At 44.8% G+C, this 17757-nt stretch carries 17 protein-coding genes; 12 read left to right on the top strand and 5 right to left on the bottom strand.

The window, feature by feature from the left end:
- Position 1: 1 nt before the first annotated feature.
- The 9 genes from murD to lpxC all read left to right on the top strand — a co-directional run bounded on the left by murD (position 2) and on the right by lpxC (position 10358).
- Positions 2-1312, top strand: coding sequence for a UDP-N-acetylmuramoyl-L-alanine--D-glutamate ligase (gene murD, locus D3222_RS03895; protein ID WP_118984961.1), 1311 nt, complete (start codon positions 2-4; stop codon positions 1310-1312).
- Complete coding sequence (ftsW, locus tag D3222_RS03890; RefSeq protein ID WP_118984960.1) at positions 1312-2505, top strand: cell division protein FtsW; 1194 nt, start codon at positions 1312-1314, stop codon at positions 2503-2505. Before murD ends, ftsW begins: the two co-directional genes overlap by 1 nt.
- Positions 2502-3569: an undecaprenyldiphospho-muramoylpentapeptide beta-N-acetylglucosaminyltransferase gene (murG, locus tag D3222_RS03885; protein WP_118984959.1), complete on the top strand. Its 1068-nt coding sequence runs from the start codon at positions 2502-2504 to the stop codon at positions 3567-3569. Before ftsW ends, murG begins: the two co-directional genes overlap by 4 nt.
- Positions 3570-3624: 55 nt before the next feature.
- On the top strand, positions 3625-5100 hold the full coding sequence (gene murC, locus D3222_RS03880; RefSeq protein ID WP_118985126.1) for a UDP-N-acetylmuramate--L-alanine ligase: 1476 nt from the start codon (positions 3625-3627) through the stop codon (positions 5098-5100).
- The gene (locus D3222_RS03875) at positions 5093-6013 is read left to right on the top strand and encodes a D-alanine--D-alanine ligase (RefSeq protein WP_118984958.1); all 921 of its coding nucleotides are present in this window, start codon (positions 5093-5095) and stop codon (positions 6011-6013) included. Before murC ends, D3222_RS03875 begins: the two co-directional genes overlap by 8 nt.
- A gap of 1 nt (position 6014) precedes the next feature.
- Entirely contained in the window at positions 6015-6821 is an 807-nt protein-coding gene (gene ftsQ / locus D3222_RS03870) for a cell division protein FtsQ (protein WP_118984957.1), read from the top strand.
- Positions 6822-6862: 41 nt separating this feature from the next.
- Positions 6863-8119 carry a cell division protein FtsA gene (gene ftsA, locus D3222_RS03865; protein ID WP_118984956.1) on the top strand — a complete coding sequence of 419 codons (1257 nt, stop codon included), beginning with the start codon at positions 6863-6865 and terminating at the stop codon, positions 8117-8119.
- A 62-nt stretch (positions 8120-8181) separates the two neighbouring features.
- Positions 8182-9342, top strand: a complete 1161-nt coding sequence (gene ftsZ / locus D3222_RS03860) for a cell division protein FtsZ (protein WP_118984955.1) — start codon at positions 8182-8184, stop codon at positions 9340-9342.
- A gap of 98 nt (positions 9343-9440) precedes the next feature.
- Positions 9441-10358: a UDP-3-O-acyl-N-acetylglucosamine deacetylase gene (gene lpxC, locus D3222_RS03855; RefSeq protein ID WP_118984954.1), complete on the top strand. Its 918-nt coding sequence runs from the start codon at positions 9441-9443 to the stop codon at positions 10356-10358.
- Positions 10359-10449: 91 nt separating this feature from the next.
- Here the strand turns inward: lpxC and D3222_RS03850 are convergent, their stop codons facing one another.
- On the bottom strand, positions 10450-10974 hold the full coding sequence (locus D3222_RS03850; RefSeq protein ID WP_118984953.1) for a DUF721 domain-containing protein: 525 nt from the start codon (positions 10972-10974) through the stop codon (positions 10450-10452).
- 32 nt (positions 10975-11006) lie between these two features.
- Between D3222_RS03850 and secM the strand changes: the two genes are divergently transcribed.
- From secM to mutT, 3 genes are all read left to right on the top strand, one after another.
- A complete protein-coding gene (secM, locus tag D3222_RS03845) occupies positions 11007-11531 on the top strand; it encodes a secA translation cis-regulator SecM (protein ID WP_118984952.1) in 525 nt (174 codons plus the stop codon).
- A gap of 81 nt (positions 11532-11612) precedes the next feature.
- Entirely contained in the window at positions 11613-14324 is a 2712-nt protein-coding gene (secA, locus tag D3222_RS03840; RefSeq protein ID WP_118984951.1) for a preprotein translocase subunit SecA, read from the top strand.
- 112 nt (positions 14325-14436) lie between these two features.
- On the top strand, positions 14437-14829 hold the full coding sequence (mutT, locus tag D3222_RS03835; protein ID WP_118984950.1) for an 8-oxo-dGTP diphosphatase MutT: 393 nt from the start codon (positions 14437-14439) through the stop codon (positions 14827-14829).
- Between the two features lie 38 nt (positions 14830-14867).
- On the opposite strand, the gene yacG is transcribed toward mutT, so the two are convergent.
- The 4 genes from yacG to hofC form a co-directional block, all read right to left on the bottom strand.
- A complete protein-coding gene (gene yacG, locus D3222_RS03830) occupies positions 14868-15065 on the bottom strand; it encodes a DNA gyrase inhibitor YacG (RefSeq protein ID WP_011147806.1) in 198 nt (65 codons plus the stop codon).
- A 30-nt stretch (positions 15066-15095) separates the two neighbouring features.
- On the bottom strand, positions 15096-15848 hold the full coding sequence (gene zapD, locus D3222_RS03825) for a cell division protein ZapD (protein ID WP_118984949.1): 753 nt from the start codon (positions 15846-15848) through the stop codon (positions 15096-15098).
- The gene (gene coaE, locus D3222_RS03820) at positions 15841-16464 is read right to left on the bottom strand and encodes a dephospho-CoA kinase (protein WP_118984948.1); all 624 of its coding nucleotides are present in this window, start codon (positions 16462-16464) and stop codon (positions 15841-15843) included. Before coaE ends, zapD begins: the two co-directional genes overlap by 8 nt.
- A 91-nt stretch (positions 16465-16555) precedes the next feature.
- Positions 16556-17755 (bottom strand): protein transport protein HofC, encoded by a 1200-nt coding sequence (gene hofC, locus D3222_RS03815; protein WP_118984947.1) that lies wholly within the window; start codon positions 17753-17755, stop codon positions 16556-16558.
- Positions 17756-17757: the final 2 nt, after the last annotated feature.

The raw sequence follows: 17757 nt of genomic DNA, 5'->3' as shown, positions 1-17757 counted from the left end.
CATGGCGGATTATTTAGGTAAAAAAGTCGTCATTATCGGGTTGGGGCTGACAGGTCTCTCCTGTGTTGACTTTTTTATGACACGAGGTGTGATCCCTCGTGTGATGGATACTCGTGCGGCACCACCCGGCAAGGATAAACTGCCCGATGGGGTTGAGTGTCACAGTGGAAGCCTGAATGCTGGCTGGTTGATGGATGCTGACTTGATTGTTGTAAGCCCAGGCGTTGCCTTGGCAACGGCGGAATTGCAGGCGGCGGCTAATGTGGGTATTGAAATTGTTGGTGATATCGAGTTGTTTTGCCGTGAAGCAACAGCCCCGATAGTCGCTATTACGGGCTCTAATGGTAAAAGTACCGTTACCAGTCTTGTTGGTGAAATGGCGAAAGCAGCTAATTGGCAGGTGGGTGTTGGCGGTAATATTGGCCTACCGGCATTAGAATTGTTGAAGAAATCTTGTCGGCTTTATGTCTTGGAGCTCTCCAGTTTCCAGTTGGAAACCACATATAGCCTGAATGCAACAGCCGCCGCTGTGCTTAATGTGACTGAGGACCATATGGATCGTTATCCTCAGGGGGTATCTCAGTACCGGGCGGCTAAACTGAGGATTTATCGTCAGGCGAAAAGATGCATTGTGAATGCTCAAGATCGCTTGACACTGCCTGAAACGGGTATGGATAGCCGCTGTGTCAGCTTTGGTGTTGATTGTGGTGACTACCGGCTTGATAGTGAAAATGCCTTTTTGAAAGTTCACAACCAATCACTATTGGCGACAAATGAAATTAAGCTGACGGGACGCCATAACTACGTCAATGGGTTGGTTGCATTGGCCTTAGCTGATGTGGTTGGCATTCCTCGTGAGGCCAGTTTGGCGACATTGACGGTTTATCCGGGGCTTGACCATCGTTTCCAGCTTGTTCGTCTAAACAACGGGGTGCGTTGGATTAACGATTCTAAGGCGACCAATGTTGGCAGTACGGTGGCGGCGCTTAATGGTCTGAACCTGGAGGGCACGCTTTATTTGCTGTTAGGTGGTGATGGCAAGTCGGCAGACTTTTCTCCGCTTAAACCTTTCCTGAGTGGGAATAAAGTTCGGCTTTACTGCTTTGGCCGGGATGGAAAACAACTGGCGCAACTGCGCCCGGAAATAGCGACATTGACTGAAACTATGGAACAGGCGATACGTGATATCGCACCGCGGCTGGTGGCTGGTGACATGGTGCTGTTATCTCCTGCTTGTGCAAGCCTTGATCAGTTCCGTAATTTTGAACAGCGTGGTCATGAGTTTGCCCGTTTGGCAGAGGAGTTGGGCTGATGTCTATTCCGGGATTCAGTAGATTAAAAGACTGGGTTATTGGTGGCCGTGAAACTGATGCTACCAATATGGTGTTGTATGATCGCACACTGGTTTGGCTGACACTCGGATTGGGAATTATCGGCTTTGTTATGGTGACATCAGCATCAATGCCGGTTGGGCAGCGTCTTGCAGAAGATCCATTTCTGTTTGCGAAGCGTGATGCGATTTATCTCTTGCTGGCTTTCGGGGTGTCATTGATCACATTGCGTATCTCGATGGATTTCTGGCAACGCTATAGCAATCTGATGCTGCTTATTTCCGTTATTTTGTTGCTGGTTGTCCTGGTGGTGGGAAATTCAGTAAATGGTGCATCGCGTTGGATTGCCATTGGGCCTTTGAGAATTCAACCTGCTGAGTTATCGAAACTTTCTCTATTTTGCTATCTCGCCAGTTATTTGGTGCGCAAAGTAGAAGAAGTGCGGAATAACTTTTGGGGATTCTGTAAGCCAATGGGCGTGATGGTCGTGTTAGCGGTGTTACTTCTGGCTCAACCTGACTTGGGAACAGTGGTTGTACTGTTTGTAACAACGTTGGCAATGTTATTTCTGGCCGGGGCAAAGTTATGGCAGTTTCTAGCAATTATTGGTTCAGGGGTATTCGCGGTGGTTTTGTTAATCATTGCTGAACCTTACCGTATACGCCGTGTAACGTCCTTTCTGGATCCTTGGGAAGATCCATATGGCAAAGGTTATCAATTAACGCAATCTTTGATGGCTTTTGGTCGTGGGGAATTTTTAGGGCAAGGACTAGGAAATTCAGTCCAGAAACTGGAATACCTGCCGGAAGCACATACTGACTTTATTTTCTCTGTTTTGGCGGAAGAATTAGGTTACGTAGGTGTGGTTTTTGTGTTGTTAATGATATTCTTCGTCGCTTTTCGCGCAATGACGATAGGTCGTCGCGCATTGCAGATGGATCAGCGTTTTTCGGGTTTTCTGGCTTGTTCGGTGGGTATCTGGTTCAGTTTCCAGACTCTGGTTAACGTTGGGGCCGCCGCAGGTATGTTACCAACTAAAGGTTTGACTTTACCTTTGATTAGTTACGGTGGTTCAAGTTTGCTGATGATGTCGACAGCTATCGTATTGCTATTAAGAATTGATTTTGAAACACGCTTGGCAAAAGCCCAAGCGTTTGTAAGGAGCCCCCGATGAGTGGCAAAACCCGGCGTTTGATGGTGATGGCAGGTGGGACTGGAGGACATGTCTTCCCTGGACTGGCTGTGGCTCATCATTTAAAAGACCAGGGCTGGGACGTTCTCTGGCTGGGAACAGCGGATCGTATGGAAGCTGATCTAGTGCCAAAACATGGCATTGATATTGAATTTATTCAGATTTCTGGTCTGCGAGGTAAAGGGATCAAAGCACTGTTAGCTGCCCCGGCCCGAATATTCAAAGCAATTCGTCAGGCAAAGGCGATTATGCGTCGCTATCGGCCAGATGTCGTGCTTGGCATGGGGGGATATGTTTCTGGTCCCGGCGGCATTGCTGCGTGGATGTGTGGTATTCCGGTTGTGCTGCATGAACAGAATGGTATTGCCGGGCTGACAAACCGGTGGCTGGCTAAAATTGCTACGACTGTTTTACAAGCATTTCCCGGCGCATTTCCCAAAGCGCCCGTTGTTGGCAACCCTGTCCGCGAAGATGTGTTGGCACTACCCATACCTAAACAACGTTTGATAGGGCGTGAAGGTCCGATTCGGGTTTTGGTTGTTGGTGGCAGTCAGGGGGCGAGAATTCTTAACCAGACAATACCGGAAGTGGTAGCCCGTATGGGTAATAAAATTACTGTTTGGCATCAGACAGGTAAAGGGGTTAAAGAAAGTGTCCGGAGTGCCTATAACAATTCAGTTAAATGCGAACATAAGATTACTGAATTTATTGATGATATGGCACAAGCTTATGCCTGGGCTGATGTGGTGATTTGTCGTTCTGGCGCGTTGACGGTTAGTGAAGTGTCAGCGGCGGGATTACCTGGGATTTTTGTGCCATTTCAGCATAAAGATCGTCAGCAATACTGGAATGCGTTACCTCTAGAAAAAGTTGGCGCAGCAAAAATACTGGAGCAACCACAATTTACGGTTGATGCAGTCATCGAATTATTAACTCAGTGGCAACGGCCACAATTGCTGGAAATGGCGGAAAAAGCCCGTTCAGCAGCCATTGTTGATGCAACTGAGCGAGTATCGGCGGCATTAATCGATGCGGCAAAAAAATGATTTAGACCGCCTTAAAAGGGGCGGTGAAGCAAACATATATAGTGAAGAAGAAAACGTGAATACACAACAATTGGCGAAATTAAGAGCTTTCGTGCCTGAGATGAGAAAAGTCAGGCACATCCACTTTGTTGGCATTGGTGGTGCTGGCATGGGGGGGATCGCCGAAGTGTTGGCTAATGAAGGTTATCAGATTAGTGGATCTGATTTGGCGCCAAACCCGGTAACTCGGCAACTGACTAAGTTGGGCGCTCAGATTTATTTTAATCATCGTCCCGAAAATATACTGGATGCCAGCGTTGTTGTGGCTTCAACCGCAATCTTGGCGGATAACCCGGAAATTGTTGCTGCTCGTGAGGCCCGAATTCCAGTTATTCGCAGAGCAGAGATGTTGGCAGAACTGATGCGCTACCGTCATGGTATTGCTATTGCCGGGACTCACGGTAAAACGACAACAACAGCGATGATTTCTAGCATCTATGCACAGGCTGGTTTAGATCCCACTTTTGTTAATGGTGGTTTAGTTAAAGCAGCAGGAACACATGCTCGTCTTGGCAGTAGCCGTTATTTAATTGCAGAAGCTGACGAAAGTGATGCTTCTTTCTTGCATTTGCAGCCAATGGTGGCGGTCATTACGAATATCGAAGCAGACCATATGGATACCTATCATGGTGACTTCGAAAACCTGAAACAGACATTTATCAACTTTTTGCACAATTTACCTTTCTACGGGCGTGCAGTCATGTGCATTGATGATCCGGTTGTCAAAGAGTTAATTCCTCGTGTTGGGCGCTATATCACGACGTATGGTTTTAGTGAAGAGGCAGATGTCCGTATTACCCATTATCAGCAAAAGGGTGCTCAGGGATATTTTACTGTCAGTCGTCAAGATATGGCGGATTTGAAAGTCGTATTGAATGCACCAGGTCGCCATAATGCGCTGAATGCGGCGGCAGCAGTGGCCGTTGCGACTGAGGAGGGGATTTCTGGCAGTGATATTTTGGCAGCGCTGGCAGGGTTTCAGGGAACCGGACGCCGTTTTGATTTTCTAGGGAATTTTTCTCTGGAGCATGTTAACGGCAAAGAAGGCAGTGCAATGTTGGTTGATGATTATGGTCATCATCCAACGGAAGTGGATGCAACCATTAAGGCCGCCCGTGCTGGCTGGCCGGATAAACGTATTGTGATGATATTTCAACCTCATCGTTATACCCGAACCCGTGATTTGTATGATGATTTTGCCAATGTATTGAATCAGGTAGATGTATTGCTGATGTTGGATGTTTACTCTGCGGGTGAAGCGGTTATTCCGGGGGCGGATAGTCGTTCGTTGTGCCGTACTATCCGCAGCCGCGGTAAGTTAGATCCGATTTTGGTTTCTGATCCGGCAAAGGTGACCGCTGTATTGGCACAAGTGCTGGATAGTAATGATTTAATTCTGGTTCAAGGGGCCGGCAATATAGGCAAAATAGCGCGTAATCTGGCTGAAACAAAATTACAGCCATCTTTGAATGAGGAAAAACACAATGGCTGAAAAAGTCGCGGTATTGTTGGGGGGAACTTCCGCTGAACGTGAAGTTTCGCTGTTATCGGGACAAGCCGTGTTGGCTGGATTGAGAGAAGCAGGTATTGATGCACATCCAGTTGATACAACAGATTTTCCTGTGACCCAATTGAAAGAGGCCGGATTTGAGAAAGTCTTCATCGCGCTTCATGGGCGTGGTGGGGAAGACGGTACTTTGCAAGGGGTATTAGAATTTTTGCAGTTGCCTTATACCGGTAGTGGCGTGATGGCCTCTGCATTGTCAATGGACAAATTGCGTACAAAACAGTTATGGCAGGGGATTGGATTGACTGTTTCGCCATATGTTTCAATTAATTCTCAACAATTTGAACGATTGACGGATTCACAACTCCAAGAATATGTAGCAGATTTAGGTCTGCCATTAATTGTTAAGCCAAGCTTGGAGGGCTCCAGTGTTGGTATGACTAAGGTTAATGAGATTTCGGAGTTGCGTGGCGCATTAGAGGCAGCGTTTCGTTATGACGTTGACTTGCTGGTGGAAAAATGGCTATACGGCCCGGAATACACAGTAGCCATCCTTGGTGATACGGCTTTACCTTCTATTCGTATTCAACCCGCTGCTGTTTTTTATGACTATGATGCAAAATATTGGTCTGAAGAAACACAATATTTTTGTCCAAGTGGCTTAAGTGATGAAAAAGAGCAGCAATTGACAGAACTGGCGTTGAAAGCTTATCAGTCAGTTGGATGCCGTGGTTGGGGGCGAGTCGATGTCATGATGGATACTGATGGTGATTTCTACCTGTTGGAAGTGAATACCTCTCCGGGGATGACCAGCCACAGCTTAGTGCCGATGGCTGCGCGTCAGGCTGGGTTAAGTTTTTCACAGTTGGTGGTAAAGATTCTGGAGTTGGCTGATTGATATGTCTCAAGCGGCCCTGAAAGTAAGGGGACGGGATAATGAAAATAACAGTTCCCGTCCTAGTAACGGCTCTTACCTGGCAGGGCTTATCTTCTTCCTGATGGTGCTTGGGACCATTATTTGGGGAGGTTGGGCCGTCCTTAATTGGATGAAAGACGCTAACAGATTGCCCATTTCAAAATTGGTGGTAACGGGGGAGCGTCACTACACTACCAACGATGATATCCGGCAGGCAATTTTGTCATTAGGGCAACCGGGAACTTTCATGACGCAGGATGTGAATATCATTCAGCAACAAATTGAACGGATGCCGTGGATAAGGCAAGTCACTGTTCGTAAACAGTGGCCTGATGAACTGAGAATTCATCTGGTAGAATATATCCCTTATGTACGCTGGAATGACACACAGATGCTGGACGTCGAAGGTCAGGTATTTAGCACCCCGGTTGAATGGGAAGTTAAAGGGTATTTCCCGATGCTTTATGGCCCACAAGGCAGTGAAAAAGAAGTACTTGATGGTTATCTAACCATGGCTAAACTTCTCGCTGCCAATAAACTGAAATTAAAAGCGGTGGCAATGACTGCGCGTCGTTCTTGGCAACTGACGCTGGATAATGGTATCCAGCTAAAGTTGGGAAGAATGGATACAACAGGCCGTATTAAACGTTTTATCGAGCTTTATCCGCTGTTACAGCAGAACACGGAGAAAAGGGCAGATTATGTGGATTTGCGTTATGACAGTGGTGCCGCAGTAGGTTGGGCATCTTTACCCATTGGTGATCCTAATGCTCCGGTCAAAGGGCAATAAACAGTTACTGGCAATAATTATATGAGGCAGGCAGAACAATAATGATCAAATCGACGGACAGAAAATTAGTAGTTGGCCTAGAGATTGGCACAGCAAAGGTATCTGCCCTTGTTGGTGAAATTCTGCCCGATGGTATGGTTAATATTATCGGGGTGGGAAGCTGTCCATCCCGCGGTATGGATAAAGGCGGTGTAAACGACCTGGAATCGGTTGTTAAATGTGTCCAGCGGGCTATCGATCAGGCTGAATTGATGGCAGATTGTCAAATTTCCTCTGTTTATCTGGCGTTATCTGGAAAACATATCAGTTGTCAGAATGAAATTGGGATGGTTCCTATTTCCGAAGAGGAAGTGACTCAGGAAGATGTAGACAATGTTGTTCATACTGCCAAATCAGTTCGTGTACGTGATGAATACCGAATACTGCATGTTATTCCGCAAGAATATGCTATCGATTATCAGGAAGGCATTAAAAATCCGGTGGGGCTTTCCGGTGTGCGTATGCAGGCGAAAGTTCACTTGATTACTTGTCATAATGATATGGCGAAAAATATTGCAAAAGCCGTTGAACGCTGTGGTTTGAAAGTCGACCAGCTTATCTTTTCCGGGTTGGCTGCCAGCTATGCTGTTTTGACCGAAGACGAGCGTGAATTGGGCGTTTGCGTGGTAGATATTGGCGGCGGGACGATGGATATTGCGGTGTATACCGGCGGAGCGCTGCGTCATACCAAAGTTATCCCTTATGCCGGTAACGTTGTCACCAGTGATATTGCTTATGCCTTTGGTACGCCACCAAGTGATGCGGAAACGATAAAAGTACGCCACGGTTGTGCACTAGGTTCGTTGGTCAGCAAAGATGAAAGTGTGGAGGTGCCTAGTGTCGGTGGACGTCCACCACGTAGCTTACAGCGTCAGACGTTGGCTGAGGTCATTGAGCCGCGTTACATCGAATTACTGAATTTAGTGAATGATGAAATCCTGCGATTGCAGGAACAGTTACGCCAGCAGGGGGTTAAACACCATCTGGCGGCGGGTATTGTCTTGACTGGTGGTGGTGCTCAGATTGATGGTTTAGCTGAATGTGCTCAGCGAGTGTTCCATGCTCAGGTGCGTATCGGCCAACCTCTTAATATTACTGGTCTGACGGACTATGCACAGCAACCCTATTATTCAACAGCCGTAGGGTTACTGCATTACGGAAAAGCCTCTCATCTTAATGGTGATGCGGATATTGAAAAACATGCTTCAGTGAGTCGCTGGTTTAAGAAAGTCAGTAGCTGGCTGAAAAAAGAGTTTTAATTTTATACAGAGACGACATCTTTTTAGTCTCGATATAAAGGTACAAAGCGGAGAGAAACTATATGTTTGAACCAATAGAATTAACCAATGACGCGGTGATTAAGGTCATCGGCGTCGGCGGTGGCGGCGGTAATGCTGTTGAGCACATGGTGCGTGAACGCATCGAAGGTGTTGAATTCTTTGCAGTAAACACGGATGCTCAGGCATTGCGTAAAACTGCTGTCGGCCAGACTATCCAGATTGGTAATGGTATTACTAAAGGTTTGGGGGCGGGTGCAAACCCAGAAGTTGGTCGTACTGCTGCTCAAGAAGATCGGGAGGCATTGCGTACCGCGCTTGATGGTGCGGATATGGTATTTATCGCTGCCGGTATGGGCGGTGGTACCGGTACTGGCGCAGCACCTGTGGTAGCTGAAATTGCAAAAGAGCTTGGGATTCTGACAGTTGCCGTGGTGACTAAGCCTTTCAATTTCGAAGGTAAGAAGCGCATGGCGTTTGCTGAACAAGGGATCACTGAATTGTCTAAGCATGTAGATTCATTGATTACTATCCCTAACGACAAACTGTTGAAAGTGCTTGGTCGCGGCATTTCACTACTGGATGCTTTCGGCGCGGCTAATGACGTTTTGAAAGGCGCGGTTCAGGGTATCGCTGAATTGATCACTCGTCCAGGTCTGATGAATGTTGACTTTGCTGACGTGCGTACCGTGATGTCCGAAATGGGCTACGCTATGATGGGCTCCGGTATTGCGCAGGGTGAAGATCGTGCGGAAGAAGCTGCTGAGATGGCGATTTCCAGTCCACTGCTGGAAGATATCGATTTGTCAGGTGCTCGTGGTGTTCTGGTTAACATTACTGCTGGCTTTGATCTGCGTTTGGATGAGTTCGAAACAGTGGGTAACACGATCCGTGCATTTGCCTCTGATAATGCAACCGTCGTGATCGGTACCTCTCTGGACCCAGACATGAACGATGAGTTGCGTGTGACTGTGGTTGCCACGGGTATTGGTATGGATAAACGTCCTGAAATTACGTTGGTTACCAATAAGTCTTCTCAGTCAAGTGTAATGGAACACCGTCATCAGCAAATATCTGGTGGTATGTCCTCATTGTCTGAAGAAAATAAACCAGCAGCAAAAGTGGTGAATGACCAAAGCGTACAAACTAGCAAGGAGCCTGATTATTTGGATATTCCTGCATTTTTGCGTAAACAGGCCGATTAATAGCACAAAAATTGGATTCTCCGCTTTTTGTGCTAAACTTGCCCGCCAACCATAGTGTATAGTGGTTGGCAGGATGGATAACATTGCGAGATAAAACGATGATCAAACAAAGGACACTTAAACGTATTGTTCAGGCGACTGGCGTCGGTTTACACACCGGTAAAAAAGTCACGCTAACAATGCGCCCAGCACCGGCTAACACCGGGGTCATCTATCGCCGCACTGACTTGAATCCACCGGTTGATTTTCCGGCAGATGCAAAATCCGTGCGTGATACTATGCTCTGTACTTGCCTGGTAAATGAGCATGACGTGCGAATCTCAACGGTTGAGCACCTGAATGCAGCGCTTGCGGGGTTAGGTATCGATAATATTATTATCGAAGTTGATGCGCCAGAAATTCCTATTATGGATGGTAGTGCCAGCCCGTTTGTTTTCCTGCTGTTGGATGCGGGTATTGAAGAGCTGAACACATCTAAAAAATTCCTGCGCATTAAGGAAGCTGTGCGTGTGGTGGAGGGTGATAAGTGGGCAGAGATGACACCTTATAATGGTTTCAGTCTGGATTTCACTATTGATTTCAATCACCCTGCGATTGATTCAAGCTCTCAACGTTACTGTCTGGATTTCTCGGCAGAAGCGTTTGTTCGTCAAATCAGTCGTGCACGTACATTTGGCTTTATGCGTGATATTGAATACTTACAATCTAAAGGGTTGTGTTTAGGCGGCAGCTTTGATTGTGCGATTGTTGTTGATGATTATCGCGTACTTAATGAAGATGGCTTGCGTTTTGAAGACGAATTTGTCCGTCATAAAATGCTAGATGCAATCGGTGATCTGTTTATGTGTGGCTATAACATCATTGGCGCATTTACTGCGTTCAAATCTGGTCACGCGCTGAACAATAAATTGCTGCAAGCAGTTCTGGTTCAAGAAAGTGCATGGGAACTTATCACTTTCGAAGATGAAGCTGAAATGCCGCTGGCTTTTCGTGCTCCATCGACTGTAATGGCATAACGCTTTAGTGTGCCAGAGAATAACTCAATGATGCATCTCAGTGGGTTATGCTATCAGTGATTTGGTTCTCGCTGATATTCTTTACTCAGCGTTAGCATTTCTTCTTAGCTGTGCTGGCACTCTCTCCGGCCAGTGCAGCTAATCGTTCTAATCTTTCCTTCAGCTTCTTAGGACTACGATTCGCTAATATAATTAGTTCCTTGGCACTTTCCTGACTTAACTGACGTATCGGTAAGGTTTTGTGATTGTCACTCGTTGTTTTTGCGAAGCTCTGCGCACTATTGTTATGCTTAATCATTAGTGATGGATTAATCCTGATGTCGATGGAAGACAATGATGGTAGAATTTCGCTTCTTAACGCAGAGAGTAACGTTGGCAGCTCGTAACGTAATCTGGTCATCCAACTGGCGTTTCCTGCTTCCAGTACTAGAATTTGTTTGCGATAATTGGCGACCCGGCACCACGGATGTAACTGTGCGGGAAGTAGGCTGGTAACGGCACGGTTAAGTTTTAACAAAGCGACGGCACGTTGCTGGATAACATGTAGCGGGTTTTTCTCAACGGCAGCGGCGTCTTCAAAAAGAACATCTAATGATTGTGGGCGGCTATCGCGCATAGTAAAAATAGCTCCGATATGATGAAGGATTAATGGGTATTCTAAATCTTTGGCGACAATTTGGCAGACGTTATTTCTGGTCACATCTGTTATTAGGGGTGGTTGCGGCAAGTATTGGCGTTCCTACCGTTTTTGCTGGTGTTACGGATAATATTCCACAAGCTAATACGTCATCCAGCCAGAGTTGGCAAAATCAGGCTTTATCGGTTTTTGATAACTTATTTTCATTGCAAAATGTTCAACGTCAGCCTGCCAATGGTGTTAATTACTGGCAACAACATGCTGTGCGCAATGTTATCCGGCAGCTTTCTTTTGCTTTTTCTGTTTCCCAGCCTACGAGTAATGAAACAGCAAAACAAAGTACCCGGTTAAGCTCTTCCAGTATTCAGCAGCTTGTGTTGGAAACACTGAATGCATTGTTAATTAGAGAGCCTGAGCCACCTGAGCCGGTTTCAGATATACAGTTTCTGACTGTTGCACCACAATCTTCTCATTCCCAAGTGTTTTGGATTGCCAAAGCTCAAGGTATTCGTGCAGGCCCTGCCGCTTACCTCTGAATCTTCTTTTTTTACAAATTCCGAAATAAATAACTATTTGCTGGCTGCGAGATAACGGCCTTATCTGAGATGTAATTAACTATGCTGATTAAATTATTAACTAAGGTTTTTGGTAGTCGTAATGATCGTACACTGCGTCGCATGCGTAAAGTTGTTGATGTCATCAACCGCATGGAACCCGAATTTGAAAAATTGTCTGATGAAGAATTGAAGGGTAAAACAGTCGAATTCCGTGCTCGTTTGGAAAAAGGTGAATCGCTGGAGAATTTGTTGCCAGAAGCATTTGCAACAGTACGTGAAGCGAGTAAGCGTGTGTTTGCTATGCGTCATTTTGACGTTCAGTTACTGGGTGGTATGGTTCTGAATGAGCGTTGTATTGCTGAGATGCGTACCGGTGAAGGTAAAACGCTCACAGCGACTTTGCCTGCTTATTTGAATGCGCTAACTGGGCGCGGTGTTCACGTAGTCACAGTGAATGATTATCTGGCACAGCGTGACGCTGAAAATAACCGTCCATTATTTGAATTTCTGGGGTTGAGTGTGGGCATCAACCTGCCAGGTATGCCTGCACCCGCTAAACGCGAAGCATATGCGGCGGATATTACCTACGGCACTAACAACGAATATGGCTTTGACTATCTTCGTGACAACATGGCATTTAGCCCGGAAGAGCGTGTTCAGCGTAAACTGCATTATGCGCTGGTGGATGAGGTTGACTCCATTCTGATTGACGAAGCGCGGACGCCATTGATTATTTCTGGCCCCGCTGAAGATAGCTCTGAACTTTATATCAAAGTCAATAAGTTGATCCCTAAATTGATTCGTCAGGAAAAAGAGGATTCAGAGACTTTCCAGGGAGAAGGCCACTTTTCTGTCGATGAAAAGTCCCGCCAGGTTAACTTGACGGAACGCGGTTTGGTTTTGATTGAACAATTACTGGCGGAAACCAAATTGATGGAAGAAGGTGAATCCCTATATTCACCAACCAATATCATGTTAATGCACCATGTTACTGCTGCCCTGCGTGCCCATGCGCTGTTTACCCGTGATGTTGACTATATCGTGAAAGAGGGTGAAGTCATTATTGTCGACGAACATACTGGCCGTACTATGCAGGGGCGTCGCTGGTCTGATGGGTTGCATCAGGCTGTCGAAGCTAAAGAAGGTGTGGAAATTCAGAATGAAAACCAAACTCTGGCTTCGATTACTTTCCAAAACTACTTCCGGTTGTATGAAAAACTGGCTGGTATGACCGGTACGGCTGATACAGAAGCATTTGAGTTCAGCTCCATTTATAAACTCGATACCATTGTGGTGCCGACAAACCGCCCAATGATCCGCAGTGATTTGCCGGATCTGGTTTATATGACCGAAGCTGAAAAAATTGAAGCTATCATTGAGGATATCCGCGAACGTACCAGTAAGGGACAGCCAGTATTGGTGGGAACGATTTCTATTGAAAAATCTGAACTGATTTCCCGTGAGCTGACTAAAGCAAGTATTGAGCACAGCGTGCTTAACGCTAAATTCCATGCAATGGAAGCGGATATCATTGCTCAGGCGGGTCAGGCGAGTGCGGTAACTATTGCGACTAACATGGCTGGTCGTGGTACAGATATTGTGCTGGGTGGTAGCTGGCAGGCTGAAATTGCTAAATTGCCGGAACCAACAGATGCTCAGATTGAAGAGATTAAAATTGCATGGCAGGAGCGCCATGATATCGTTCTAGCGGCGGGTGGTTTGCACATCATTGGTACCGAGCGTCATGAGTCCCGTCGTATCGATAATCAGTTACGTGGGCGTTCTGGTCGTCAGGGGGATGCCGGCTCATCTCGTTTCTATTTGTCAATGGAAGATTCACTGATGCGTATTTTTGCCTCTGATCGTGTCACGGGCATGATGCGTAAACTGGGTATGAAACCGGGTGAGGCGATTGAACATCCGTGGGTAACCAAAGCCATTGCCAATGCTCAACGTAAAGTAGAAAGCCGTAACTTCGATATACGTAAGCAATTGCTGGAATACGATGATGTTGCTAACGATCAGCGCCGTGCTATTTATGCTCAGCGTAACGACTTGCTGGATGTCAGTGATGTTAGTGAAACTATTAGCAGTATTCGTGAAGATGTATTTAAAGCAACTATTGATGCTTATATTCCGCCTCAATCTTTGGAAGAGATGTGGGATGTAGAAGGCTTGCAGCAGCGTTTAATGGCTGATTTTGATTTGGAGCTACCGATCAAAGAGTGGTTGGACAAAGAGCCTGAACTACATGAAGAGACGTTGCGTGAGCGTATCCTTGAACAGGCTGTTGAAGTCTATAAACGTAAAGAAGAGATTGTTGGCATTGAAATGATGCGTAATTTCGAAAAAGGTATCATGTTGCAGACTCTGGATATGTTGTGGAAAGAGCATCTGGCAGCAATGGATTACTTACGTCAGGGTATCCATCTACGTGGTTATGCTCAGAAAGATCCGAAACAGGAATATAAACGTGAATCTTTTGCTATGTTTGCAACCATGCTGGAATCGCTGAAATATGAAGTGATTAGTACATTGAGCAAAGTTCAAGTGAGATTGCCGGAAGAAGTAGAGGCATTGGAGCAACAGCGCCGGGCGGAAGCTGAACGTTTGGCAAGGCAGCAGCAATTAAGCCATGAGGTTGAAAAGGGCGCATTGATGTCTACAACAGAAGCTCAGATTGCCAGTGGAGCTCGTAAAGTAGGCCGTAATGATCCTTGTCCTTGTGGATCGGGTAAAAAATATAAACATTGCCACGGGCGTTTGCAGTAACGATGAAAAGGCGGGAAACCGCCTTTTTACTGTTAGTTTTAAGTGAGCAACGTTGGGTATAACATTTGGTTGTTGAGCAATCAAAAAGAATAGATGAAGAAGTAAGAGTAATATGGAAAAGAAACACCTGCATATAGCCGCTGGGATTATCAGAAATACGCAACATGAAATTTTTATTACTCAGCGTCATGCTGATGCCCATATGGGTGGTTTCTGGGAATTCCCTGGCGGGAAAGTTGAGAAAGAAGAAACGCCTGAACAGGCTTTAATACGTGAGTTACAGGAAGAAATTGGTATTACAGTTACTCATTATGAGCTGGTAAAAACGGTTGAACATGATTTTCCTGACAGGTTGATTACCCTGTATTTCTTCTTGGTGGATGAATGGGAAAATGAACCTTTCGGTAAAGAAGGGCAACTTTCTCGGTGGGTATTACAGAAAGATTTAATTGCTGATGAATTCCCTCCTGCTAATCACAGCATTGTTGCATTACTTACCGTTTGAATTGTCAATAGCCGCATTATTAATAACGCGGCTATTTATTATTGCTCAGGTTGTCCACTCCAGTCATCACTATCGGAGTTTTCACTTTGGCTTGGTATCCGTTTCTCTTCATTTGCCCATTGGCCTAAATCAATTAATTGACAGCGTTTACTGCAAAATGGGCGATATGGGCTTATTTCTCCCCAAACCACAGTCTTACCACATGTTGGACATTCAATCGTGAGTAATTCAGACATAATAATTTTCCTGATAATTAGTTCGTAATATTAGCAGCATGCCAATTCAAAGGGTAAATGAGCAGGCACGGAGCCTTTTTCACTATCCAATGGTAAAAAACGGATAGCAAAGCGGGTCTTATGACCGGAAATTTGAGGAAACAATAAAGGTGTTAATGGCAAACGTAATCTCAGTAAATCTGCGCCTTCTGCTGTATTCTGATGGAAACCGTTTTTACTGATTTCTGAACGAAAAATAGCAGATTGGCGGATGAGTTCTAAAATACTTTCCAGGGCTTGTTGGAGAGGTAGCAAACTATCAATCCAGAATGCGACCATTTTATCTCTTTCTGATTGTGGTAAGTGAAGCCATAGGTGTAGGGTGGGTAGATCAAAACCACAACAACCACTGGGAATACTAAGACGCTGGCGTACCAGGCTGATAATTTTATCTTCTTTAAGGGATTGCCCCAGTCGTGGTGCTTTACTTAATGCAATAGTTCGCTCTTTTAATTTTAATCTGAAACTATTGACGATATTAATATCAACATCGGGTATTTTAGCCCATTGTTTTAATTTTGCCTGTTGACGTTCTAATTCTTTTAGCAATTCTGAACGTACTTCCCCTCGTTCTAGCACCTCAAGTAGCTCAGTAATTGTGCGGAAGAAGGCGAGGCTGCTTGCCAGTGAGTCTAAATGGCGTTGACTGGTGAGTTGTTGCAGAGAAGATTCAATTCTCAACCATGCTCGCATTTTTTCATTCAGTGGGTGTTCAAAAATGATTGTAGAAGTTGTTTCACTCATCATGATTATCCTGTCTGGCTGATCCAGCTAATCTTAAATATTGTTGATGTAGTTCGGCAACACGAGGAGCAATTGCCTGTACGTTATCATGATTTGAGATAATGTCATCGGCATAAGCCAGCTTCTCGCTACGGGATGCCTGTGCAGTCAAAATATTTTCAACCTGTTGGTAGCTAATACCATCACGAGCGGCGACCCGGCTGATTTGTAATTCAGGTGAAACGTCAACAACTAGAATCCGATCTGCCAGATGCCTTAAATTATTTTCGACTAATAATGGAATAACCCAAATAACATAAGGTGCGGTTATCTGTTTCAATTGCCGTTGGGTTTCTTGATGTATTAGAGGGTGAAGAAGTTGGTTAATCCACTGTTTTTCTTGTTTATTTGTGAATATTTTCTGGCGTAACAGTGCTCGGTTAAGGCTGCCATCGGGTATCAATATGTCATGACCAAAGTGTTCTATGATGGCTTGTAGAGCAGGCGTTCCAGGAGCAACGACTTCTCTGGCAATAATATCTGCATCAACAAGAGGAACACCAAGCGCTGTAAAAGCATTAGCGATAGTGGTTTTACCGCTGCCAATCCCACCTGTGAGTGCAATAATATAAGTCATCCTATCCCTTAATATTACTTGAGAATATTTCGGGATTGTAACCGAAAGGAGGCAGATGACCTAGAGACAAAGCTATGGAATCATTTTTACTTTAGGTGAGTATCGTACCTAGCTGAAAAATGGGTAAATACATTGCGAGCAATAGCGTACCGACAATAATCGCTATTATGACTATAAGTATTGGTTCTAGTAACTGGGTCATATTATCAGAAATCTCCAATGCTTGTTGTTGGTACCAATTAGCGAGATTTCCTAATAACAGTTCCAGATTGCCAGATTCTTCACCAACACTGACAAACTGTTGACACAGAGCAGGAAAACAAGATTGTTGTTTCAGTGTTTCGCTCATTGGCACCCCTTGATTAATTTGAGCTCGTAAGAATTTAGTTGCTTGCAGAAATACCGGATGATTTATTGATGCAATAGCACTGTCTAACCCGGCGGTGAGTGTCAGGCCGGCTTTTTGTGTCATAAACAGAATATGGAAAAGTTGCCCTAATTGCTGACAACTAATTAATTTTGCAATAACGGGTAAACGTAACATTAGATTTTTTTCACGAGTAATCCATATTGTATGGCGCTGACGTAATTGTAGATAAAATAGAAACAGTATAATTAATCCAATAACACCATAGCTACCATATTGAATCAGCCAATTGGAAGTGATTAATAAACTGCGGGTGAGCAGAGGAAGTTGTGCGTCAAATGAATGATAAATATGTTCAAATTCAGGTAAAACAAAAATAAGCATCAATAAAATAATGATGCTGGCAACAACGATAATAATCAGAGGATAACGCAGTGCTTTTGCTATTTTCTTCTGTAGTTTATCTTGTTGCTCCTGTTGTTTAACCAATAATTGACAGCAGACTTCTAATTGCCCGGTTAATTCACCAACAGCAATAAGTTGACAAAATAAAGGTGGGAATAGAAATGGATAATTTTTTAATGAGGAGGAAAATGATTCTCCACGGGTAATTTTCTTGCTAATATCTAATAATACACAGTGCCATAATGGATGACTACATTCGCGAATAAGAATGTTGAGGCAATTTAGTAATGGCATTCCTGATGATAATAGTGTTGCCAATTGACGAATGAAATTCAGACGGTAGGCAATTTGTTGTTGGTGATAAAATATCAATTTTTCACATTTTATATTATAAGGTTGCAATCCAGAATGAATAAGCTGCTGATATAGAACTTTCCGGTTATCACATAGTGATTTCCCTTTTGATATTTCGCCTTTATTGTTCACTGCTTGCCAATTATAAAGATAATGAATTTTCATTA

It is taken from the genome of Photorhabdus sp. CRCIA-P01 (genome assembly GCF_003545805.1).
In the GTDB taxonomy this organism is placed as follows: domain Bacteria; phylum Pseudomonadota; class Gammaproteobacteria; order Enterobacterales; family Enterobacteriaceae; genus Photorhabdus; species Photorhabdus antumapuensis.
This window is presented reverse-complemented; position numbering and strand designations above follow the sequence as displayed.